This is a genomic window from Pseudomonas sp. KH_040 (genome assembly GCF_057839305.1).
On the sequence record NZ_CM174487.1, the window covers coordinates 5,366,698 to 5,388,645 of the forward strand.

Annotated in this window: 14 protein-coding genes; 7 read left to right on the forward strand and 7 right to left on the reverse strand. The window is 60.4% G+C overall.

The features are described 5' to 3' along the window. Positions 1–88 precede the first annotated feature (88 nt). Together AC3IUF_RS23875 and AC3IUF_RS23880 are read right to left on the reverse strand one after the other, a co-directional pair. The gene (locus AC3IUF_RS23875; protein ID WP_489279483.1) at positions 89–754 is read right to left on the reverse strand and encodes a DsbA family oxidoreductase; all 666 of its coding nucleotides are present in this window, start codon (positions 752–754) and stop codon (positions 89–91) included. 163 nt (positions 755–917) lie between these two features. Further along, positions 918–1,952 (reverse strand): alpha/beta fold hydrolase, encoded by a 1,035-nt coding sequence (locus AC3IUF_RS23880; RefSeq protein ID WP_489279485.1) that lies wholly within the window; start codon positions 1,950–1,952, stop codon positions 918–920. 218 nt (positions 1,953–2,170) lie between these two features. Here AC3IUF_RS23880 and AC3IUF_RS23885 point away from each other — a divergent pair, with 218 nt between their 5' ends. Together AC3IUF_RS23885 and metR are read left to right on the forward strand one after the other, a co-directional pair. After that, a complete protein-coding gene (locus AC3IUF_RS23885; RefSeq protein WP_489279486.1) occupies positions 2,171–7,726 on the forward strand; it encodes a dermonecrotic toxin domain-containing protein in 5,556 nt (1,851 codons plus the stop codon). 234 nt (positions 7,727–7,960) lie between these two features. Continuing rightward, positions 7,961–8,878, forward strand: a complete 918-nt coding sequence (metR, locus tag AC3IUF_RS23890; RefSeq protein ID WP_007916739.1) for a transcriptional regulator MetR — start codon at positions 7,961–7,963, stop codon at positions 8,876–8,878. A gap of 110 nt (positions 8,879–8,988) precedes the next feature. On the opposite strand, the gene AC3IUF_RS23895 is transcribed toward metR, so the two are convergent. The 4 genes from AC3IUF_RS23895 to nosR all read right to left on the reverse strand — a co-directional run bounded on the left by AC3IUF_RS23895 (position 8,989) and on the right by nosR (position 12,013). Then, the gene (locus AC3IUF_RS23895; protein ID WP_489279488.1) at positions 8,989–9,486 is read right to left on the reverse strand and encodes a GNAT family N-acetyltransferase; all 498 of its coding nucleotides are present in this window, start codon (positions 9,484–9,486) and stop codon (positions 8,989–8,991) included. Between the two features lie 2 nt (positions 9,487–9,488). After that, complete coding sequence (locus AC3IUF_RS23900) at positions 9,489–10,127, reverse strand: LysE family translocator (RefSeq protein WP_123376510.1); 639 nt, start codon at positions 10,125–10,127, stop codon at positions 9,489–9,491. A gap of 23 nt (positions 10,128–10,150) precedes the next feature. Further along, positions 10,151–10,585, reverse strand: a complete 435-nt coding sequence (locus AC3IUF_RS23905) for an NUDIX hydrolase (protein ID WP_007916750.1) — start codon at positions 10,583–10,585, stop codon at positions 10,151–10,153. A gap of 66 nt (positions 10,586–10,651) precedes the next feature. Next, positions 10,652–12,013, reverse strand: coding sequence for a response regulator c-di-GMP phosphodiesterase, NosR family (gene nosR / locus AC3IUF_RS23910; protein WP_007916752.1), 1,362 nt, complete (start codon positions 12,011–12,013; stop codon positions 10,652–10,654). Between the two features lie 252 nt (positions 12,014–12,265). Here nosR and AC3IUF_RS23915 point away from each other — a divergent pair, with 252 nt between their 5' ends. The 5 genes from AC3IUF_RS23915 to AC3IUF_RS23935 are packed head-to-tail and all read left to right on the forward strand — an operon-like array spanning position 12,266 to position 20,600. Continuing rightward, entirely contained in the window at positions 12,266–14,524 is a 2,259-nt protein-coding gene (locus AC3IUF_RS23915; RefSeq protein ID WP_489279489.1) for a GGDEF/EAL domain-containing response regulator, read from the forward strand. Next, positions 14,521–16,395, forward strand: a complete 1,875-nt coding sequence (locus AC3IUF_RS23920) for a putative bifunctional diguanylate cyclase/phosphodiesterase (protein WP_489279490.1) — start codon at positions 14,521–14,523, stop codon at positions 16,393–16,395. Before AC3IUF_RS23915 ends, AC3IUF_RS23920 begins: the two co-directional genes overlap by 4 nt. Before the next feature lie 40 nt (positions 16,396–16,435). Further along, positions 16,436–17,389 (forward strand): cytochrome-c peroxidase, encoded by a 954-nt coding sequence (locus AC3IUF_RS23925; protein ID WP_007916758.1) that lies wholly within the window; start codon positions 16,436–16,438, stop codon positions 17,387–17,389. Continuing rightward, complete coding sequence (locus AC3IUF_RS23930; RefSeq protein WP_095112354.1) at positions 17,386–19,200, forward strand: DAHL domain-containing protein; 1,815 nt, start codon at positions 17,386–17,388, stop codon at positions 19,198–19,200. Before AC3IUF_RS23925 ends, AC3IUF_RS23930 begins: the two co-directional genes overlap by 4 nt. Beyond that, positions 19,197–20,600: an ATP-binding protein gene (locus AC3IUF_RS23935; protein ID WP_489279492.1), complete on the forward strand. Its 1,404-nt coding sequence runs from the start codon at positions 19,197–19,199 to the stop codon at positions 20,598–20,600. The genes AC3IUF_RS23930 and AC3IUF_RS23935 overlap by 4 nt, the downstream gene beginning before the upstream one ends. Positions 20,601–20,607: 7 nt before the next feature. On the opposite strand, the gene AC3IUF_RS23940 is transcribed toward AC3IUF_RS23935, so the two are convergent. Further along, complete coding sequence (locus AC3IUF_RS23940; RefSeq protein ID WP_489279494.1) at positions 20,608–21,933, reverse strand: APC family permease; 1,326 nt, start codon at positions 21,931–21,933, stop codon at positions 20,608–20,610. Between the last annotated feature and the right edge of the window lie 15 nt (positions 21,934–21,948).

A 21,948-nucleotide genomic window follows, 5' to 3' on the forward strand; every position in this document is an offset into this window, starting at 1 on the left:
AGGTCGGCGGATAGCCAAATACAACGCGGTCAGTCCCCTCTCCCTCCGGGAGAGGGTTAGGGTGAGGGGCTTTTGGCTCCTACCGATATCAGCTGACCGTCCCGCCCTTGGACTCCGCCATGATCTGCCGGATCGCGCCAACAAACGTCTCCACCGGCTGTCCACCCGTCACCGCGTACTGCCCGTTGAACACCACGGTCGGCACCGAACTCACCCCGCGCTGCAGCCACAACTGCTCTTCTTCACGCACCTCATCGGCAAACTCGTCCGACGCCAGTACAGCCTCGGCTCGCTGACGATCCAGCCCGACACTTTCAGCAATCTGCACCAGTTGCCGGTGATCGGACGGATTGCCGCCATCGCTGAAATAGGCCTTGAACAGTGCCTCTTTCAAGGCCAACTGCACACCTTCAAGACCGGCCCAGTGCAACAGGCGATGCGCATCGAAGGTGTTGTAGATGCGGCTGTTGCCATCAGTGCGAAAGACAAACCCCAGCTCGGCGCCACGGGCGCGAATGGCTTCGCGATTCTTCTGCGATTGCTCCGGGGTCGAGCCGTATTTCTCTTGAATGTGCTCGGCAATGTTCTGCCCGTCGGCGGCCATTTTCGGATTCAGTTCGAATGGCTGAAATCGGATCTCGGCCAGCACTTCGTTGCGCAGAATTTCCAGTGCCTGTAACAGGCCATACAAACCGACGACGCACCAAGGGCAGGACACGTCGCTGACAAAGTCGATTTTCAGAGCGGAATTCATCAAACACCTCGCAGGGGAAATCGTGCGGGAAAGTTTGCACGATACACCTGCTCCGGATTTTGTGGTGACCGTAACGGCCCCTTCGCGAGCAGGCTCGCTCCCACAGGGATACGCATTCCAAATGAGGTCGCGAAGGGGCCATACCAACACCGCCCACTTTTGTTTAGAGCATATTCGCGCCCACCACCGGTTCAATCTGCGCCCAGTGCGAGGTGTCTTCACGATGCGCCTGCAAATACGGCAGCACCGCCGCCAGCAACGGCGCCTTGAACGCCTCCTGAAAACGATGCGCCAGCCCCGGAATCAGCTTCAACTGACTGCCGCGAATATGCGCCGCCAGATGAACCCCGTGCATCACCGGCAACAGCGGATCCGCAGTGCCATGCACCACCAGCGTCGGCACCCGCAATTGATTGAGCAATGCCACCCGGCTCGGCTCGGCAAGGATCGCCATGATCTGCCGCTTCACGCCCTCGGGGTTGAACGCACGGTCATACGACAGCGCGGCTTGATGCAGCAAGGCCTGCCGGTCATCCGCGACCGCCGGGCTACCCAGTGCCGCCAGCAAATCAGCCTGTTGCTCCAGTGCCACCTGACGATTCGGTGCGCCGCGACGCGACAACAACTGAACCAGCGCGGCACTCGGTGCCGGCAATCCTTCGGCGCCCGAAGTGGTCATGATCAAGGTCAGGCTCTCGACCCGCTGCGGGGCCATTGCCGCCATGTGCTGGGCAATCATCCCGCCCATGCTCGCGCCCAGCACGTGGAATTGCTCAACGTGCAGCGCGTCCATCAAGCCCAGCGCATCGTCAGCCATGTCGGTCAAACTGTAGGGCGCCGACACCGGCAGACCGAGCTTGTAGCGCAGTACTTCGAAGGTCAGATTGGCTTCGGCCGGCGCCTGACGCCAGGTCGACAGACCGACGTCGCGGTTGTCATAGCGAATCACCCGAAAGCCCTGCTGACACAGCGCGACCACCACTTCGTCCGGCCAGTGGATCAACTGTCCGCCCAGGCCCATGACCAGCAACAACGCCGGATCCGACGCGCGACCAACGCTCTGGTAAGCCAGGCTCACCTGCTGCAGATCAACGTGCTCTGTCGGCACATTGACGTCGCAACGCGCCGCCGCCCAGGACGACGGTCCGAAAAAAATCGCGACCAAAACAGCCGCGACCGATAAAAAAGCCTTAACCATGAAAAACACCGAAACGCAGAACCCCAGTAGAGCGCGAGTCTGATGAAGTTTGTTCAAGCGCGCTGCCACACTTCCATGACAGTTTGATGAAGAGTGCCGAGCGGTCATGGACGCTGGTCGCAAAGAATATCTATGTACCGCCATCGCCTTGCGCGATTTCTCTTGAATGACCCGCTCAGGGACGGATTCCCCGCCCCGCCAATGCGAGTCACGCCACCATGCCCGATCGCCTTATTCTGGATGAGCTCCCCGCACCGTCACCGTTGCCAGAGACCGTCGAGCACCTGCCGAAAACGATTGATCACAGTCTGCTGCTGCAGGCCAACCAACGCTGGCGCACCAGCAGTGAGGGTTTGCGCGACTTGTTTGCCGCCAGCCCAGCCCTGCGCGACAGCGTCAATGAACTGCTGCGCCAACAACTGCAACTGGATGGCGAAAAAACCGGACTGCGCTTTGCTGCCACCGATGACCAGCCGGAACATATCGTCAGCCTCACCGATGCCTGTGCCTTTGTCGTTCAACAGCCGACGCTGGAAACCGACCTGGATCAGCGCTGTGACCTCACCGGTATCGGCGCAGATCATCCGTTGTATGCCTTGAAGCCCCTGCAACTCCTGGAAAAACTCAAAGCCCTCGACCCACGCAAAAGTCACGAGACTCGCTGGGCACAGTTCTGGGACGCGCGAGCGCCGCGCACGCCTGTGTCGCGCCGTACCCGAGCCACGCAGCTTTACCGTGCGCATTTCGAAGCCACTGCGCACATGGCTCTCGCTCATCAGACGATTACCGCGGCGCAACTCAAAACGCTGCAACTGATCATTGATTCAGGTGCTGACGCGCTAACGGTCGATGGTCAGCCCATTCATACGGAAAAACTGGCGCTGGTGCTGAGCAACGACAGCAAGGTCAAACTCCCCGGTGCATGGGTCGTCTGCGTCGGCGATGTGTCCACAGCGGCACCATTGCTTTATCTGCCCTGCAACGCCACATCGATCCAGGCCTTCAATTCACGCGCAGCAATGCAGACGTGGCTGACCCGTCAGGTACCGATCCCCACGGGACTGCCCAAGGAAATACTGCGCGTTGACTACAGCGCAGCGCTCGACCCGATGGTCACCGGGGCAAGCGATCTGTTCGCAGGTCGACACCACGCGCAACTCGATGCGTTGAGCAATACCAACAAAGACACTCCCGGGATCAAAGAGCACGGCGCGCGATCACTGATACATGTCGACCTGATCGATCATCAACGCAGCAGCGCGATCATTGTGGCGGCCCCGCCAAAACCGCTCACGCCCGGCAGTGATAGCGAGATGGAGGACGAATCGCTGTTCGGCAGCCTGTCGGCCGGCATTCCACTGGCCGCGCGACAAGCAGCGCTCAAACGCGAACGCGATGCGCTTGAACGCTTGCAGAGCAACGATGGCGACGGTGCTCGATATCGGCAATGCAAGGAAGCCCTCAAAACGCTGGAAACCGCTGAGCAAGCCGGCGAGACCGCCGCCTCATCCCTGCTGTACCGCGACAATCCGCTCGACGTCAGCACTTTCAACACGGCGCTCACGGCCCTGCGTCAGGCGCACCGGGATGGCTTGTATGCCGAAGGCAATCTGCAAGCGGCGTTGGGCCAACTCGACAGCGCCGATCACGATCTGCTCAAAGCCGTGCTGGACAACCCTGTTGCCGCCGAACGCGACCCGGACATCACGGCAGCGAGCCTGACCTTGTCACTGACCGAAACCAAGGACGAGATACGTACGACGCAGAGTGAACGGCTCAAAGGCGTGCTGGTGATCGGACGCCAGGTGATGCTCACGGACCGGGCATCGACGTCCAGTCTGCTGCTCTACTGGCCAGGCACCGGTGGGGGCCTGCAGCGCTTTGCTGATCGCCAGACACTGGAGCACGAGGTGTTCAGGATTGCGGACCACGCCAGCGATCTGACCCTGCAACTGAGCCCGCTCACCACAGACCCGCTGCATCACTGCCTCAATGAGCTGATAACCGACTTCGAATCAAAAGCCACCCTTCTGCGCGGTCAGCCCGAGCAGGCGGACGCCCTGGAAATTCTGCGCCAAGGCTGTCTCGCCACTGTGCAGGTTCCGCTGCACGACGCCCGAAGCCTGGCCTTTGCTCACCTGCAAGAGCAGGAACGCACCGCCACCCTCGCCGGCCATCGGCCAGGCTGGTTGACCAGACTCAACGAGAATGAGCGTAACGGGCTGAAACACAACATCGAGGCGTATATCGCAGCGATGCGCACAAGCCACGCCCTTATGACGCTCGCGCTGGAACCGCGTGACGACTTCACCCGCCGACACCTGTACGCCCGACTGCGCAAGGATTTTTCCCTTGAAGGCCATTTTTCCATACAAGTCGAGTTGCCCGACTCGACCACTACCGAACAGGTTCCTGAGGCAGGGCCCGGTGGCATTCGCAAAACCACCGTCATTGTCCCTGGCAAGTCCCGCAGCAAAATGTCACTTGAGGATCTGGCCCAGCTGAATATCGATAATGTGCAATCAGTGCTCAATGACTCGCTGTCGCAACGCCTGGTCTTCCTGCGCCTGGAGGTCACCGCGACGCATAAAACGGATCGCTCCCGCCTGCTCAACGGCATCAACCTGAGGTATCTGCGCAAGGTGCTGCCGGAACTGGATCTGCCCAAGGCGTATGAACAGAAGATCAATGAAGCATTCAGGGGCGCAAGCAGCGAGTCGCTCTTCGTCAAACAGCATCGCCGGGAAAGCCTGATCGAGCCATGGCGGCTGATGCTCAAAATACAAAGCGAGACTGCCCGCCTGCAAAAACATCTCAGCCGTGATGAGTCCGCCTTGCTGAACATCGCCATCGATGCCAGCACCGTAGACGCGTGGCAAGCCAACGGCAAGCGCTTGGTCCTGCTGCCGGTCGCTCTGAAAGCGGGCGGCAAGGATACCCCCGGCGAAGGGCCGGTAACCCTGTCCGGCGTCAGCCTGATCGAAGAACAGATCAGCGGCGTCACTTTGCTGTATCTGCCAGACAGCCAGGACGGGCAGTTTTTCCGCCGCTACGACAATCTTGAAGCGGCGCGCAAAGGGCTGTTCCGGTTGTGCGGGAGTGACAAGTGGATCGAGTATCTGGCGGGCAGGACGTTGCAGGGCAACGTCAGGGCTCATATCAGCCGTATCGGCCAGGCCGTGGAAAAAAACTTCGACGCCATTATTGAAGTGGGCGTGCGCTGGCCGGCAAGTACCTCGCTGGCAGCGCACCTGCTCGATGCTCACATGGGCCGGTTGATCGAAGCCCATCGCGGCACGTCGCGCTCCAACGATGAACTGTTCTTCGAGCGCTATGCCCTGAAAGGTCCGCGCGCTTTCAACTACATAAAAATGGCGCTGGGGATGGTGCCCTTCGTCGGCAGTGTGCTGGCGCTTTATCAGGCCTGGACCGCTGCCAATCAGGCCGTCGCTGCATTTCTGCGTGGCGACGTGGCTGACGGTCTGGTGGAAATCGAGTCGATGTTGCTGTCGTTGGTCGACGCTTTCATGGATTTGCTCCCGGGCGAAGCAGCCGCCTCGACTCTCTCGCGCACGACCCGCGCGTTGACTCGGGCGCGCCAACTTCACGCGGTGGTCCGCAACGTGGCGGCATTGCAGATCAAAACGCAGCGTCACGCCCGGCATGTGCTGGCGCGCTTCAAGGATTACGAATATGAAAAGCCGATTTCCCTGACAGGCACAGAACCCGCCAGCCATGGCCTCTACCGCGGGATCTACCGGCATGCCGACGGTGATTTCATTGAACGTCAGGGTCGCCTCTACCCAGTGGAGCTGAGCCGGGATTCGCGCAGCTGGCGTCTGTCCGGTAACTCGCGAAAAACTTACAAGCAGCCGATCGCACTGGATGAAAACGGGCAATGGGACACCTGGTTCGGCGTCTACGGGGAGCCCCTTGAAAGCGGCTTGGCCGGTGGCGGCAATATTGCCGGGCGTGTCGCCGATACGCTGGATGCTTACTGGCCACCGGCGATTCGGCAGCGCCTGCCGCGCTGGCTGGTGGATCGAAACTTTCGCCGTCACCATCAACTGACCGCCGCCGCTGACGAACTGGCTGATCAACTGCAGGCCCGAGGTGCAAAAAGCGACCTGGTACTGAACGCCTACCGCGCCGCCTCTGTAGCGGAACGCCCCGCCATGTGGCCGGCGGTCGAAGCCGCCTGCGTCGGCGATATCCAATTAGCCCAACAGCGTTACCAGACGTTGACCGAGCTGACTGAGGTGGCCCATCGCAGAAAGCGCAGGGAAGTCGCCGATATGCAAAGCAAGACCGCATGGTTATTGACCGATCGCTATCGGCGGCGCGCAGTTCACGCATCGCACAATGTTCACGCCATGACACTGAAGATCAAGGAGCTCAAGCAGGTACGCGATGCTCTGCCAGACGGCACACTGGCCCGGCGCCTGGAAATCATGGAAGAGATACGTGTCTTGCGTGTCGAGATCGTGAAAAAGCTCGACCATATGGAAGGGTTCAAGGAGCAGGTCAATCAATGGTATGAACGTATGCTTGCCAAAGACCGGCCGAAGATGTCCGCACTCGTCGACAACATCAACGTTCTGCACAGCGATACATCCCTGCTGTACCTGAAAACCTCTCAACGCCTTGAGATCGTCAAGAAAGCCGGCAGTCCCGATGATGCGTCGTGGCTCTATCTGCTGGAACTGGCGGAGCCACTTCGAAATAACATCGACCGTGTCCTGTACAGCCAGTACGACCTGCCGAACATTCTTGGCACGGTCGCCCAACGTAACCGGATTCTTCAGGAGTGCGTCGACGTCTGTGTCGAGTACCGTCGCGAGATGGCCGCCTGGACCGCCAGCTATCCGCAATTCTTTCATCTGGAAGTGGTCGAGCCATTGCTTGAAGGCGTTGACCGACTGGCCGATCGGGCGCGCGCCGGGATCAACAAACCGCCCGGGCCAAGCGTTGCAGGACAACCGCAACAGCGTGTGTTCATCACGGAAGACAATCAACTGCGCCATGGCGTCGAGCAATGGGACAGTGCGACCCAGACCCGACAATATAAAAGTACCGGGCCTGGTGGCCATGAAGAGATCTGGGAACAAGGCGCCGATGGCAGATTACGCCTGACCAATCCGCAAAACATCGCAACCCGTTCGCCCGCCGCATTGAGTCTGGCCAAACTGCTCACCGAAGCACAGCAGCGTCTGGATAACGTGGCAGCTTACCGCGCCAAAGTGCAGAGCAACGCCGACCGGGACATGCTCCCTGTCAACCTGGAACACATGATGACCAGCCAGGCAGGCGAGCTCAATACCCGCGCCAATCGCATCGCCGCCAAGTCGCCAGAGCAGCCGATCATTCAGCAATTGCGCGATCAGGCCGCTGAGCTGATCGTCGAAGGTCGTGCCCTGCGCACCCAATACTCACTGACCAGTCAGAAGCCCACCGACGGTATGCTTGATGACCTCATCGGACAGAACGCCGTAGTGATCCGCAGACCCCTTGCGATCCGGCGCATCACCGACCATCAGGGGCAACCCGACTACCTGCAGGAATATGAGATCTGGAACATCACGCGCGAACCTGAGCAACTGCTCTGGTACGCACATTTCCATTACCGCTCGGCGACCCGACCTTTGCGCAAATTCGAAAGGGCTCATCTGAAACTGCCGGCGCATCGCCACCTGACTCACGCTGACGACCCGACCCTGCTCGATTCCAGAATCACCGCACAGTCGATTGTTTTGCAGCATTTCGAAGGGATTTGAATCCACACGTGCTACCGCCCGTCGCTACTGTCAGATCTGACAGTAGCGCGGAGAGGTGTTCGCGCAGCCAATGGTTCGACAACGGAACCCACGTTGAGCCGTTGAAACGATCAGGGAATGGCAGGCGACTTCGAGACTGCACGCGTAAAAAGGTGTAATCGTCGACAGCGCTCTCAACTTGAGACAAACTCACCCTCTTTGCGTTAATCACAAGTTTTCCTCATGGAGCCATCGGTGCTTGAAATCCGCCACCTGAAAACCCTGCATGCCTTGCGCGAAGCCGACAGTCTGGTCGATGCCGCCGACCGTTTGCACCTGACGCAGTCAGCGCTGTCGCACCAGTTCAAGGAGCTTGAGGAGCGCTTGGGCATGGCTCTTTTCGTGCGCAAGACCAAACCGGTGCGCTTCACCAGTGCCGGTTTGCGCCTGCTACAACTGGCCGATGCGACCCTGCCGCTGTTACGCGCCGCTGAACGGGATATCGGTCGGCTGGCCGGTGGCACCGCCGGGCGTTTGCATATGGCCATCGAATGCCACAGCTGCTTTCAGTGGCTGATGCCGACCATCGACCAGTTCCGCGATGCCTGGCCGGAAGTCGAACTCGACCTCGCCTCGGGTTTCGCTTTCGCTCCGTTGCCGGCGCTGGCCCGTGGCGATCTGGATCTGGTGGTGACGTCTGATCCACTGGAAATCGCCGGGATCACTTATGTGCCACTGTTCACCTACGAAGCCATGCTCGCGGTGGCCAATCAGCATGCGCTGGCGAGCAAACCGTACATCGTCCCCGAAGACTTGCTGACGGAAACGCTGATCACCTACCCGGTGGAACGCGACCGCCTCGACATCTTCACGCGCTTCCTGGAACCGGCCGACATCGAGCCAGCCCAAGTGCGCACTTCAGAGCTGACAGTGATGATGATGCAACTGGTTGCCAGCGGCCGTGGCGTCTGCGGCATGCCGCACTGGGCGTTGCATGAATACAGCTCGCGCGGTTACGTGAAGGGCAAACGGCTGGGGGAAAAAGGCTTGTTCGCGACGTTGTACGCGGCGATTCGTACCGACATGCTCGATGCGCCGTACATGCGTGATTTTCTGCTGACGGCCAAGGACACGTCGTTCTCGACCCTGGACGGGGTCAGCGCCGTGCGCTGAGTCACTTGTGGGAGCGAGCCTGCTCGCGAAAGCGATGTATCAGACACACAAATAGTGACTGTCAGATTGCCTTCGCGAGCAGGCTCGCTCCCACAGGGACCAGTGTGAACTCAGATCTCGCGCCACATATGGATCTTGTCGAAATAGTCCTCGCCCACCCGCACCGCCAGTGGTTCGAGGCCGAACTGGATGAAGCCGCAGCGCTGATAGAGCTTGAATGCCGCGTCATTGCCGGCGGTCACGGTGAGCTGGAGCAGTTTCAGCGCCGGGTGGTTTTGCGCTTCGGCAATGGCCGCTTGCACCAGCTCATACCCCAGGCCGTGCTGACGAAAATCCGCCGAGACGTACATGCCGAACAACGTGGCTTTATGGCGAGCCTTTTCGCGTGGTTCGAAGGCCAGACCAACGATACCGGCGAGCGTGCCGGTTTCAAACGCGCCAAGCACCACGTCGAGCTTGCTGGTCAGGCGCCCTTCCCACCAGCTCAATGGCATCACCGCGCGTTCGCGCACGCTTGAGGTGAAGGCCTGCGGATGGCGGTCATAGGCTTCGAGCATCAGTTCGCGGTAAGCCAGAGCATGACTGGCGTCCAGCCGTTCGATCCACATGTTCAAGCCGTCCTGCGTTGCTCAAGCATCAGCCGCACAGCGAGGCCGCCGAGGACGAAGCCCATGAAATAACGTTGCAGCGCCAGCCACGTCGGGTTGCGCACAAACCATGAGGCGATGCCCGCCGCGAACAGCGCGATCAGCAGATTGACGCAGAAACTCACGCTGATCTGGGTCAGGCCGAGAATGATGCTTTGGGTGAACACCGAGCCGTGTTCAGGGGTGATGAACTGCGGAAATACCGAGAGATAGAACACGGCGATTTTCGGGTTCAGCGCGCTGGTGAGAAAGCCCATGGTGATCAGCTTGCGCGACGAGTCCGCCGGCAATTGCTGCGCTTGGAACGGCGAGCGTGCGCCAGGCTTCACCGCTTGCCAGGCCAGCCACAGCAGGTACAGCGCGCCGGCCCATTTCAGCACTTCGTAGGCCATCGGCACCGCCAGAAACACAGCGGTCAAACCGGCCGCCGCCGCAAACAGATGCACAAAGAACCCCGCCACCACGCCGAGCAACGACGTCACCCCGGCCTTGCGTCCCTGACAGATCGAACGCGAGATCAGGTAGATCATGTTCGGCCCCGGCGTCAGCACCATCAGCAGGGCAGCGGCGGCAAAAATCAGCAGGTCTTGCAGCGGGATCATGGCAAAGTCCTTTGCGTGGATGATCAGGCGATTGCGCTCAGCGAGTTGCGATAAAACGGCAGGATCAGGTCGCGTGTCAATGGCGCCAGAACGACAGCAGGATCAGTGGTCGGATCGACCCAGATCACTTCTTCGATTTCTGCGGCCGGCGTGACTTCAGCGTCGATGGTCAGTTGGAAGATCTCGGCCTGAACGACACACCCCGGCTCGTTGGCTGCAGGCGCCGAGAACTGGCCGAGAAACCTGGCCTGCGCAGGATCGATCTGCAGCCCCAACTCTTCTTCCAGCTCGCGGGCCAGCGCGTGCACCGGCAACTCATGCGCCTCGATCTTGCCGCCCGGTTGCATGAATGCCGTGGTGCCACGCTTGCGCACCAGCAGGGTCTGGCCTTCGGGATTGAGCAACAGCGCGGCGGCTATACGAATCAGGTTTGCAGAAACAAGGGATACAGAAGTCATGGGGCAGCCACCAGCGTGAAAAACCCCAAGGATCCCATGCGAGCGCCGCTGAGGTCACCCCGTAAATCATTCACCCTGAGCCTTGAGCGTAGCTTCAACCTCCTCCGGCACCTTGACGAAAATCGTGTACTTGCCGCCCTCCATGGCTTCGAACGCAATCAGCTTTTCCACCAGCAGCGCGCTGAGCACCTTGCCGGCGTTGAGCAGCAGCATGCCGTTATCGGCATTCAGATTGCGCGCCAGAATCATCCCCGCCGCCAGATCCCGAGTAGACAGCACCTTGACCGACGGATCGGCCAGCGTCACGTCGCTGAGGAACGCCGCGCACACCTGAATGAAGTCTTCGACCAGATCGGGATCGTACAAACGTCCGGCGTACTGGCGCAGGTACAGCAGCGCTTCATCGCTGTTCATCTGCCGCTCAAGGATCAGACCGCGCTGCAACTCGACGAAATCCACCGCCAGTTTCAGCAAGCGTGAACCGAACGGAATGCCCTCGCCCTTGAGCCGGTCGGGGAAACCGCTGCCGTCCCAGCGCTCCTGATGATGCAGGATCAGACGCGCCGCATCCTTCATCGGATCCAGGGTCATGAGCAACGATTCGCTCTGCTTCGGATAACTGCGATAGCGCTCGCGTTCGGTATGGCGCAGCAGATCCGAGGGCGTGGTCATCATCGCGTCGGTCCAGCTCAGTTTGCCGATGTTGTACAGCGCCGCAGCCATGGTCAGATCGCGGCTGGTGGCCTCGTCCAGCCCGTGCTGTTTGCAGTAGCTGCGCACCAGTTCGATGATCTGCCGGTTGGTCTGCTTGGCAGGTGGCAAGCGCAGATTGGCCAGCAGCGAGAACACTTCAGTGCCGGTGACGTAGCTGTGCTTGAGCTCTTCGTACGCCAGATCAAGCATGTCGGCGGTCTGCTGCAGTTCGGCGGTGCGCGCCGCGACATGCTTTTCCAGGGTGCTGTTGAGCAGTTTCAACTGGTCGTTCTGCACCCGGTTCAAGCGTTCCAGACGCTGGCGCTCCTGCTCGGAATGCTGGTGTTCGAGGGACTGGCGCAGAATCAGCAGCAGCTCCTCGTCATTCCACGGCTTGCTGATGTAACGGTGAATCTGCCCGTCATTGATGGCTTTGATGATCGCCGCCGGATCGGCATAGCCGGTGAGCATGATCCGCGCAGTCGCCGGATAACGCTCACGGACATGCGCCAGTAACGAAGCTCCATCCATGCCCGGCATGCGCGCATCGCTCATCACCAGATTTACCGGCTGCTGCGCGAGAAGCTCCAGCGCCTGGGCGCCGCTGGTGGCCAACAGCAGATCGTAGGGTTGGCCGCGCAATAGGCGACGCAGACTATTGAGGATCGACTCCTCGTCGTCGACCAGCAGCACTGTGGGTCGATGCGCCGGCATCGGCGCGGATGGCTCTTCCATGGCATGGCCTCAAGCAAACAGGGAAATTACGACGCACCGAGCCAACACTGCGCCGGTCCGCGCCTGAGTCCAAGGCTAGATGATTTTCGCCGGCATTCACGCCGATCTTTGTCCGGGGCCGAAAGCGTAGTACCGAGGAGCCGACTATGCTGAAGACAGCGCAAGACACCATCGGCTGATACAAGCAGGCAAATGGCGAGGGAAAAGGATGCCCCGGATGATCACAGCATGCCTCCCCACGGGCGGCGCGGCATGACAGCAGCAACCGTGCACATCAATCGCCGTGTGCTGATCGTTGACGACAGCCCGGCAATCCATGGCGATTTTGCCAAGATTCTCTGTCCGGTCATCCCCGGCGACGATGGTCTGGGCGAAACCGAGAGCCTGCTGTTCGGCACCCCTTCAGTACAGCAATCCCAACATTTCGAACTGGATTCGGCGTTTCAGGGCCGCGAAGCCCTGGAAAAACTCCAGGCCGCACTGGCGCAAAACCGTCCCTACGCCATGGCCTTCATCGACATGCGCATGCCGCCGGGCTGGGATGGCCTGGAGACCATCGAACGGCTGTGGCAGATCGACCCCAAGCTGCAAGTTGCGCTGTGCACGGCCTATTCCGATTATTCCTGGGAGGACATCGACCGACGTCTGGCGCTCAACGACCGGTTGCTGATCCTGAAAAAGCCCTTCGACGCCATCGAGATACGGCAGATGGCCAGCGCCCTCACGGTCAAATGGCAGATGACCGAAGACGCCGAGCTGAAGATGACCCTGCTGGAAGCTGCGGTGCAGGAGCGCACCCGCGAGCTGTCCGATGCCAATATGATCGTGCAGAACAGCCCGACCATTCTTTACCGTTTGCGCGGCGAACCCTCGTTTGCGCTGATGTATATCTCCCACAACATCACCCGTTACGGTCATGTCGCCGCCGATCTGGTGGGGTCGCCCGACTGGGCGCAGGCACTGATTCATCCGGACGATCAGGCGAACGTCGATGCGGCCATGGCCCGGGTGCTGGATCGGCATGCGTCGGGCGCGTCCATCGAATTCCGCATGCGCACCGGCCAGGGCACCTGGCGCTGGGTGGAGAACCGCTACATTCCGGTGCGCGATCAGGACGGCCGCCTGCTGGAAGTCGAAGGCATCATCCTCGACATCACCGAACGCCGCCTGGCCGAGGAAAAACTGGCCTTGCTCGCGCGCTCCGATGGCCTGACGGGCCTGGCCAATCGCGCCACGTTGATCGAACGCCTGCATCAGGCGTTTGCTGCCGCGCGACGGGGCGCCATGCCGTTCGCGGTGTTCTACCTGGACCTCGACCATTTCAAACGGATCAATGACACCCTGGGCCACCCGGTGGGCGATCTGCTGCTGCAGGAGGTCGCCCGGCGTATCAAGTTCGGCGTCCGCGAAAGTGACGTAGTGGCGCGCCTGGGCGGCGATGAATTCGCGATCCTGCAACTGGACGTCAGCGACCCGACCCAATCGGCCACGATGGCTGCCAACATCCGCGACACGCTGCTGGCGCCCTACCACCTGGCCGGTAATGCGTTGCATATTTCGGTGAGCATCGGCATCAGTAGTTACAGCGACCTCAGCCTCGATGCCGACGCGCTGCTCGGGCAGGCCGACATGGCGCTGTACCGCGCCAAGGAAATGGGCCGCAACCAGTACCACTTCCACTCCGAGGAAATCTCCCGGGAAGTGGCCGAACGCATGACCCTCGTCAGCGAATTGATGACCGCCCTCGAGAGCAATGAACTGATGCTGCGGTATGCGCCGGAAATCGATCTGCACAGCGGCCGAATTCTCGGCATGGAGGCGCAAGTCCTCTGGCAGCATCCCCGTCGCGGTCTGCTGGCGGCCGCCGACTTCGTGCCGATTGCGGAGAAAACCGGCGCGATCATTCCGCTCGGACGCTGGGTGCTGGATCACGCCTGCCAGCAGATGCATCTGTGGCGTAACGAAGGCGTCGCGCCGCCGGTGATGGCGATCAAACTCTCGCTGGCGCAACTCAAGAGCGGCCCGGAACTGATCTACAACGTGCTACGCACCACCGCCCGCTGGGAGCTCGCCCCTTGGGAGCTGCGCTTCGATGTCACCGAGGCCACGCTGGCCCAGACCAAGTGGACGCACAACGATGCGCTGCCGCGCCTGCGTGAACTGGGCGTGGCCATCGCCATCGATGATTTCGGCACCGAATACTCATCGTTCGACTATCTGAAAACCTACCGGGTCAATCACCTCAAACTGGCGCAGAGTTTCGTCGACAGTGCCGCCCACGATGTCGCCGGCGCCAATGCCCTGCGCGCGATCGTCAACTTCGCCCGGGACTTGGGCATCGGCATCATCGCTGAAGGCCAGCCATCGCCGGAGCAGCCGCGCGCACCCTCTGCCGCAGCCGCGCTGCCCAGAGCCCGGGGCCTGTATTTCAGCGCGGCGGTCAGCGCCGAACAGGCCGGGCATTTGCTCAAAGACAGTTCCCTCCTCGCACCGAAGGAGGACGAGGCATGAAAGCGCCTTTTCCCCAGACCAACCGGCGCATCCTGATCATCGACGACACGCCGGCGATCCACGATGACTTTCGCAAGATCCTTGCGCCACAGGTTTCAGACGCAGCGGATTTGCAGCAACTGGAGCAAACGTTGTTCGGCACTCAGCAGACGCCGCACCTGAGCTTCCAGCTCGACTCCGCCTATCAGGGCCAGGAAGCGCTGGCGCTGGTCAACCGGGCACTGGCCAGTGGCAATCCCTACGCCCTCGCCTTTATCGACATGCGCATGCCGCCCGGCTGGGACGGCCTGGAAACCATTGAGCAACTGTGGCGAGTCGACCCGAATTTGCAAATCGCCTTGTGCACCGCCTACAGCGACTACAGCTGGGAGGCGATGGCCGAACGGCTGGAGTTTGGCGACCAGTTGCTGATCCTGAAAAAGCCGTTCGACAGTCTGGAAATCCGCCAGATGGCCAACGCCCTGACGTGGAAATGGCAACTGGCGCAAGACGCGGCGCTGAAGATGCTCAGCCTTGAGCGAACCATCGAGGCGCGGGTGCACGAACTGCTCAAGGTTTCGCACCTGCTGCAATACGACAGCCTCACTGAACTGCCCAACAGCACCCTGCTCGGTGATCGCCTGAGCCAGGCCATAGCGGTGTGCCGACGGCATGACAAACAACTGGTGGTGATGTTTCTCGGCCTGGATCGCTTCAAGCGCATCAACAATGCGCTGGGCCATCCGGCGGGCGACGAGATGCTCAAACGGGTCGCCCGACAACTGCTGACCTGTGTGCGTGATTCGGACTCGGTGTTTCGCTACGGCTCAGACGAGTTCGTAGTGATCCTCGGCGACATCAACCACCCTCAGCAAACCCACGCCGTCGCGGAAAAACTCCTCACGGCCATTCGCTTGCCGCAGACGATTGCCGGTCACGATGTCAGCGTCACTGCCAGCGTCGGCATCAGCGTCTACCCCGATGACGGCCTCGAAGCCACCGAGCTGATCAAGAAGGCCGAGACCGCGATGCGCAACGTCAAGGAACTGGGGCCTGACAACATCGGCTTCTTTATCGAAGCCATGAACCAGCACGCCCGGGAACAGCACAGCATCGAGTCGGGCATTCGCCGCGCCCTGCAGGAACATGAATTCGTCCTGCACTATCAGCCGAAAATCGACCTGCGCACGGCCGCCGTGGTGGGTGCCGAAGCACTGCTGCGCTGGCAAAAACCCGGGCATGGCTGGGTCTATCCGGCGGACTTCATCCCGGTGGCCGAGGACAGTGGCCTGATCGTGCCGTTGAGCAAATGGGTGCTGGCTGAAGCCTGTCGGCAGACCCGTGCCTGGCAACTGGCCGGACTGCCGCCAATCCGCATGTCGGTCAACACTTCACCCATCGATTTTCGCCAGCGTGACTTCGTCGCCGGCATCGAACGCGTACTGCAACAGACTGGTCTGGCGCCCGAGTGGCTGGAACTGGAAATCACCGAAGGCGTGCTGATGCAAAACGTCGAAGCGACGATGACAGCACTTAACCACCTGAAAACGCTGGGCACGCGGCTGGCCATCGACGACTTCGGCACCGGTTATTCCAGCCTGAGCTACCTGCGGCGGTTTCCCATCGATGTGCTGAAGATCGACCAATCGTTCATTCGCAACCTGTGCAACGACCGCAGCGATGCTGCGCTGGTGAGCGCGATCATCAACCTGGGCAAGAGCCTGGGCCTGAACGTCATCGCCGAGGGCATCGAAACCGCCGAACAACTGGCGTTTCTCAAGGCCCACCACTGCGAAGAGGGCCAGGGCTACTTTTTCAGCAAGGCGCTGCCGGCAGACACGTTTGCGCAGTTGCTCGCTGGTACGCAACCCACGCCCTGGGCGATTGAATGATCACTGTGAAAACGGCCTTGAGTCAGGGAGACATTTGCCGATGAGCCTGTTCCACCACGCCATGGCGTTGCTGCTGTGCGGACTCTGCGTCGGCGCCAGTGCCGAGCCACTGGACGAGCCGCTCAAACCGTTGCCCGCAGTGCCGCAGCAGGATGCCCGGCGCGTGGAACTCGGTCGACGGTTATTCCACGAGCCACGCTTGTCGATCAACAACACGCTGTCCTGCGCCAGCTGCCACCAACTCGACAAGAACGGGGCCGACAGCCGCGCCTTGTCACTGGGCTTCGACGGTAAACCGGTAGCGGTCAACACACCGACCGTGTTCAACGCGGCCCTCAACTTTCGTCAGTTCTGGGATGGCCGCGTCAAAACGCTGGAGGAACAAAGCAATGTCGTTATCACCAGCCCCCATGAAATGGGCAGCGACTGGCGCACCGTGATCGAACGCATCGGCAACGACCCCGACTATCGTCGTGATTTCGCCGCCACCTACCCGGACGGCGTGACCCAGGCCAATGTCCAGCAGGCGCTGGCCAGTTTTGAACGCACCCTGCTGACGCCCAACTCACGCTTCGATCAATACCTGCTCGGCAACACCGACATCCTCACTCTGGAGGAAAAGTACGGTTACCAGCGCTTCAAGGAATACGGCTGCATTGCCTGCCATCAAGGGGTGAACATCGGCGGCAACATGTTCCAGAAGTTCGGCGTGTTCGGCGATTACATAGTCGATCGCGGCAACCCGACCGTGGCCGATCAGGGACGTTTCAACGTGACCGGCGACGAAGCGGACCGGGCCGTGTTCAAGGTGCCGAGCCTGCGCAATGTCGCGATCACCGCGCCGTACTTTCACGACGGTTCGGCGCTCACCCTCGAAGATGCTGTGGATGTGATGTTCCGGTACCAGTTGGGGCGCTTACCGAGTGAAGAGGACAAAACACTGATCATTCTGTTTCTCACCACCCTCACCGGCCAAGGGAGAGACAAGCCATGATCAACATCTCGCGGCGACGCAGCCTGTTGTTGCTGACCCTGGTCGCCCTGGCGCTGGCCTCGACTCTGCTGTTTCTGTACTTGAAATCCAGCTCTGACCAGAGCATGACGTACACCGAATCACGGGATCTGATCCGGCAGATCAAACAGCAGAACTCGCTGTGGGAAAACGAAATTCTCAAGGCGCGAGTGGCGCTCACCCACAACTACGATCCGCTGGTGTCGCCGATGAACGAAATGAACCGGCTCTGGGCGCGCTTCGAAGCGATCGAGTCCGGGCACGGGCGTAAAGACTCGGCGCAATGGAACGAAGCTCACGAGCGTTTCCTGCAGGCGATGCAGGAAAAGACCCGTCTGGTCGAACAGTTCAAATCGCACAACGCGCTGTTGCGTAACTCCCTGGCTTTTTTACCCACCGCTGAAGACGACATCCAGCAGCAACTGGCGAGCCTGTCGGACTTCGATAAATTGCAGCTGCAAAACATCATCACCGATACCTACGACTTGCTGCTCAGCGCCCTTGAGTTCGCCCAGGTCACCTCCGACGACCGGGCCGCCGACATCGAGGTCGGCCTGAACAAGCTGAAGGTCAATGCACAACGCCTGCCGCCGGCGTTTCAGACCCCGATCAAAATCCTGAGCAGCCATATCTCACTGATTGCTCGCGAACAGCCACTGGTCAACCAGTTGCTCGAAAACATCGAAAACATCCCCGTGGCTGACAGCCTCGACAACATCACCACCATGCTCGATCACGATCAGCAGCGCGCCGATCAGGTCGACCGGCAATACCACTTCTACCTGCTGCTGTTTTCGGTGCTGTTGATGTTGTCGCTGGTGTGGCTGGCCATCCGCCTGATCGGCAGCTTCGCCGAAATCAACCGGGTCAATAATGCGCTTCAAACGGCCAACGATGCGCTGGAACAACGGGTCGAAGAACGCACCCGCGAACTCAAGGACGCCCAGAGCGAACTGCTCGACGCGGCACGTCAGGCCGGCATGGCGGAAATCGCCACCAATGTGCTGCACAACGTCGGCAACGTGCTCAACAGCGTGAACATCTCCAGCGACCTGATCACGCGCAAGCTGCGCAACAGCAAGAGCCAAGGCCTGGGCAAGGCCATGCAACTGATCAATGAACACCCGGATGACCTCGGCGCGTTCCTCAGCGAAGACGCCAAAGGCAAATTGCTCCCCGGTTACCTCAACCAACTGGTGGTCGCGATTGCCCAGGAACAACAGGAAATGCTCGACGAATTGAATCAGATGAACAAAAGCGTCGATCACATCAAGGACATCGTCGCCACCCAGCAATCCTATGCAGGCGCCAACAGCATGACCGAACCGCTGTTCATCAACGAATTGCTCGAAGACGCGTTGCGCATGAACGCCGGTGCCCTGACCCGCCACCACGTCACGGTGGTCCGGGAGTACGCCGAAGTGCCGCAGGTGATGGGCGACAAACACCGATTGCTGCTGATCCTGATCAACCTCATCAGCAACGCCAAATACGCCATGTCCGACCTCAGCAACCGCCCCCGCACCATGACCCTGGCGGTCAGGATCGTCGATAACAATTTCCTTGAGATCAGCGTCAAGGATGACGGCGAAGGCATTGCGCCGGAAAACATGACGCGAATCTTTGCCCACGGTTTCACCACCCGCAAGGAAGGCCACGGCTTCGGCCTGCACAGTTGCGCCCTGGCGGCTATCGAGATGAATGGCCACCTCACCGCGCACAGCGACGGCCCTGGCCAGGGTGCGCTGTTCACCTTGCAGATCCCCCTGATCAGCGTCACGGAGAACGCATGAGCGAGCTGTCGAACCGCCGCATTCTGCTGATCGACGACATGCCGTCGATTCATGAAGACTTTCGCAAGATTCTCGCGCCGCCGGCGGCGCAGTCCGTGGAACTGGACGAGATGGAAGCGGCACTGTTCGGTGCCCAGACACGCCCCCAGCGCCCACTGTTCGAACTCGATTCCGCCTATGGCGGCGAAGAGGGCCTGGGCAAACTGATGCAGGCCCTGGCAGAACAACGCCCCTACTCGCTGGCCTTTGTCGACATGCGCATGCCCGACGGCTGGGACGGCGCGAAAACCATCGAGCATCTGTGGCAGCAGGATCCGCAGTTGCAAGTGGTGGTCTGTACCGCCTACTCGGATTATTCCTGGGATGAACTGCTGGAGCGTCTGCAGGCGCATGACCGCTTGCTGATTCTGAAGAAGCCGTTCGACAACATCGAAGTGCAGCAGATGGCCAACACCCTGCTGACCAAATGGCAGATGACCGAACGCGCGTCATTGCAAATGCATCACCTGGAACATCTGGTCGATCAACGCACGGCCCAGTTCAAGCAGGCCAGCGAAGAATTGCAGCGGGAAATCGATGAGCGCAAGCAACTGGAAAGTCAGTTGGTGCAGTCGGAAAAACTTGCCTCACTGGGGCAAATGGCGGCGGGCGTGGCCCATGAAATCAATAACCCGATCGGCTTTATCTCCTCCAACCTCGGCACGCTGGACGGCTACTTCAAACAATTGCTCAGCGTACTCGACGCCTGGCAGACGCTTGGGCCAATGCCAGACAGTGAGTCCGTGGCGCGGCTTGAGCAATTGCGCAAAGACGCCGACCTGGATTTTCTGCTCGAGGACATCCCGGTGCTGATCCGCGAATCCAAGGAAGGCATTGGCCGGGTCGGGCAGATCGTCAAGGACCTGAAGGATTTCTCCCGGGTCGATACCCAGCAGCAATGGCAGTGGGCCAATCTGCAACAAGGCATCGAGTCGACCCTGAACATCGTCGCCAGCGAACTCAAGTACAAGGCCGACCTGATCAAGGAGTACCAGCCCCTGCCGGACATCGAGTGCCTGCCGTCGCAAATCAATCAAGTGATCATGAACCTGGTGGTCAATGCGGCGCAGGCCATGGGCCCCGAGCGCGGCACCATCACCCTGCGCACCGGGCAGCAACAAGACACGGCCTGGGTGGAAGTCGCGGACACCGGCGCGGGGATTGCGCCGGACATCCTGCAGAAAATCTTCGATCCGTTTTTCACCACCAAACCCGTCGGCCAAGGCACCGGGCTGGGCCTGTCCCTGTCCTACGGCATCGTCAAAAAGCACGGTGGCGACATTTCCGTACGCAGCGAACCGGGCGTCGGCACGACCTTTCGCGTCGAATTGCCGATGCGCCAGAACCGGCCCGCTGCCTGAGGGCGCTTCAGGTGGTTTCCTGAAAGTCCATCTCCGGCGGCTGCCGACGGAAACCACCAGTGAGCACCGCCAGGTACACCACGCCGATCGCCAGCCAGCTCAGCCCCAGATACACCGCCAGATGATCAAGGCTGACCATCAGCCACAAGTCCGCCACCAGCCCGATAAACGGGAAAACCAGAAACAGCAGGCACTCGCGCGGACCTTTTTTCTCGCCGCCGATCCAGTAATGAAAGATCACCGACAGGTTGACCAGACTGAACGCCAGGAAAGCGCCGAAGTTGATGAACGAGGTCGAAGTGGTCACGTCGAGTTTCAGCGCCAGCAACGCCACCACGGCACAGAGCAGGATGCTGTTGACCGGTGTGCCGAAGCGCGCGTGCAAGGTGCCGAAAAATGACTTGGGCAGCACGCCGTCGCGGCCCATGGCGAACAGCAGTCGCGAGCCGCTGGCCTGCGCCGACAGTCCCGAGGCGAACTGGCCGACAATCAGACCGATGAGGAAAATCGACACGAATAGATCGCCGCCGATATTGCGGGCGATTTCATAGGCGGCCGAATCGACACTGTCGAACTGGAACGACGGGTGCGCGATCTGCACGAAATACGAAACACCGACGAAGATCAGTCCGCCGATCAAGGTGATCAACATGATCGCCCTTGGAATGGTGCGGCGTGGGTCGCGGGTCTCTTCGGTCAGGGTGCTGACCGCATCGAAACCGAGGAACGAATAGCAGGCAATCGCCGCGCCGCTCATGATCAGCGGCATCTGCATGTCGTCGTTGAAGAACGGTTTGATCGACCACAACGGCGTGCTCGCATCGCCGCCGATGTAGTGCACGCACAGCGCGACGAAAGCAATCAGCACCAGAAACTGCACCAGCATCAGCAAGGCGTTGATGCCGTTGGCCAGTTTCAGGCCAATGATGTTGATTGCGCTGGTGATGCCGATGAACGCCAGCACCCAGAGCCATTGCGGGATCGACGGGAACGCCGAGGCCAGATAAGCCGCGCCGATCAACCAGATCGCCATCGGCAGAAACAGGTAATCGAGCAACACCGCCCAACCGGCGATAAAGCCCAGTTTCGGGCTGATCGCCTTGCGCACGTAGCTGTAAGCGGAACCGGCCACTGGAAACGCGGCGGCCATGCGCCCGTAGCTCATGGCGGTGAAGAACATCGCCACCAGCGCCGCCAGATACGCGGCGGGCACCATGCCAGCGGTGGATTGAGCGAGGATGCCGAAGGTGCCGAGGACAATGATCGGCGTCATGTAGGCGATGCCGAACAGCACCACCGACCCTAATGAAAGGGTGCGTTGCAAACGAGCCATGGGCGACTTACTCCG

What these genes read in the sequence shown, in the direction of transcription:
- AC3IUF_RS23875 (WP_489279483.1), bottom strand. Translation starts at nt 754, where the DNA reads ATGAATTCCGCTCTGAAAATCGACTTTGTCAGCGACGTGTCCTGCCCT.
- AC3IUF_RS23880 (WP_489279485.1), bottom strand. Translation starts at nt 1,952, where the DNA reads ATGGTTAAGGCTTTTTTATCGGTCGCGGCTGTTTTGGTCGCGATTTTT.
- AC3IUF_RS23885 (WP_489279486.1), top strand. Translation starts at nt 2,171, where the DNA reads ATGCCCGATCGCCTTATTCTGGATGAGCTCCCCGCACCGTCACCGTTG.
- AC3IUF_RS23895 (WP_489279488.1), bottom strand. Translation starts at nt 9,486, where the DNA reads ATGTGGATCGAACGGCTGGACGCCAGTCATGCTCTGGCTTACCGCGAA.
- AC3IUF_RS23900 (WP_123376510.1), bottom strand. Translation starts at nt 10,127, where the DNA reads ATGATCCCGCTGCAAGACCTGCTGATTTTTGCCGCCGCTGCCCTGCTG.
- AC3IUF_RS23905 (WP_007916750.1), bottom strand. Translation starts at nt 10,585, where the DNA reads ATGACTTCTGTATCCCTTGTTTCTGCAAACCTGATTCGTATAGCCGCC.
- nosR (WP_007916752.1), bottom strand. Translation starts at nt 12,013, where the DNA reads ATGGAAGAGCCATCCGCGCCGATGCCGGCGCATCGACCCACAGTGCTG.
- AC3IUF_RS23915 (WP_489279489.1), top strand. Translation starts at nt 12,266, where the DNA reads ATGACAGCAGCAACCGTGCACATCAATCGCCGTGTGCTGATCGTTGAC.
- AC3IUF_RS23920 (WP_489279490.1), top strand. Translation starts at nt 14,521, where the DNA reads ATGAAAGCGCCTTTTCCCCAGACCAACCGGCGCATCCTGATCATCGAC.
- AC3IUF_RS23925 (WP_007916758.1), top strand. Translation starts at nt 16,436, where the DNA reads ATGAGCCTGTTCCACCACGCCATGGCGTTGCTGCTGTGCGGACTCTGC.
- AC3IUF_RS23930 (WP_095112354.1), top strand. Translation starts at nt 17,386, where the DNA reads ATGATCAACATCTCGCGGCGACGCAGCCTGTTGTTGCTGACCCTGGTC.
- AC3IUF_RS23935 (WP_489279492.1), top strand. Translation starts at nt 19,197, where the DNA reads ATGAGCGAGCTGTCGAACCGCCGCATTCTGCTGATCGACGACATGCCG.
- AC3IUF_RS23940 (WP_489279494.1), bottom strand. Translation starts at nt 21,933, where the DNA reads ATGGCTCGTTTGCAACGCACCCTTTCATTAGGGTCGGTGGTGCTGTTC.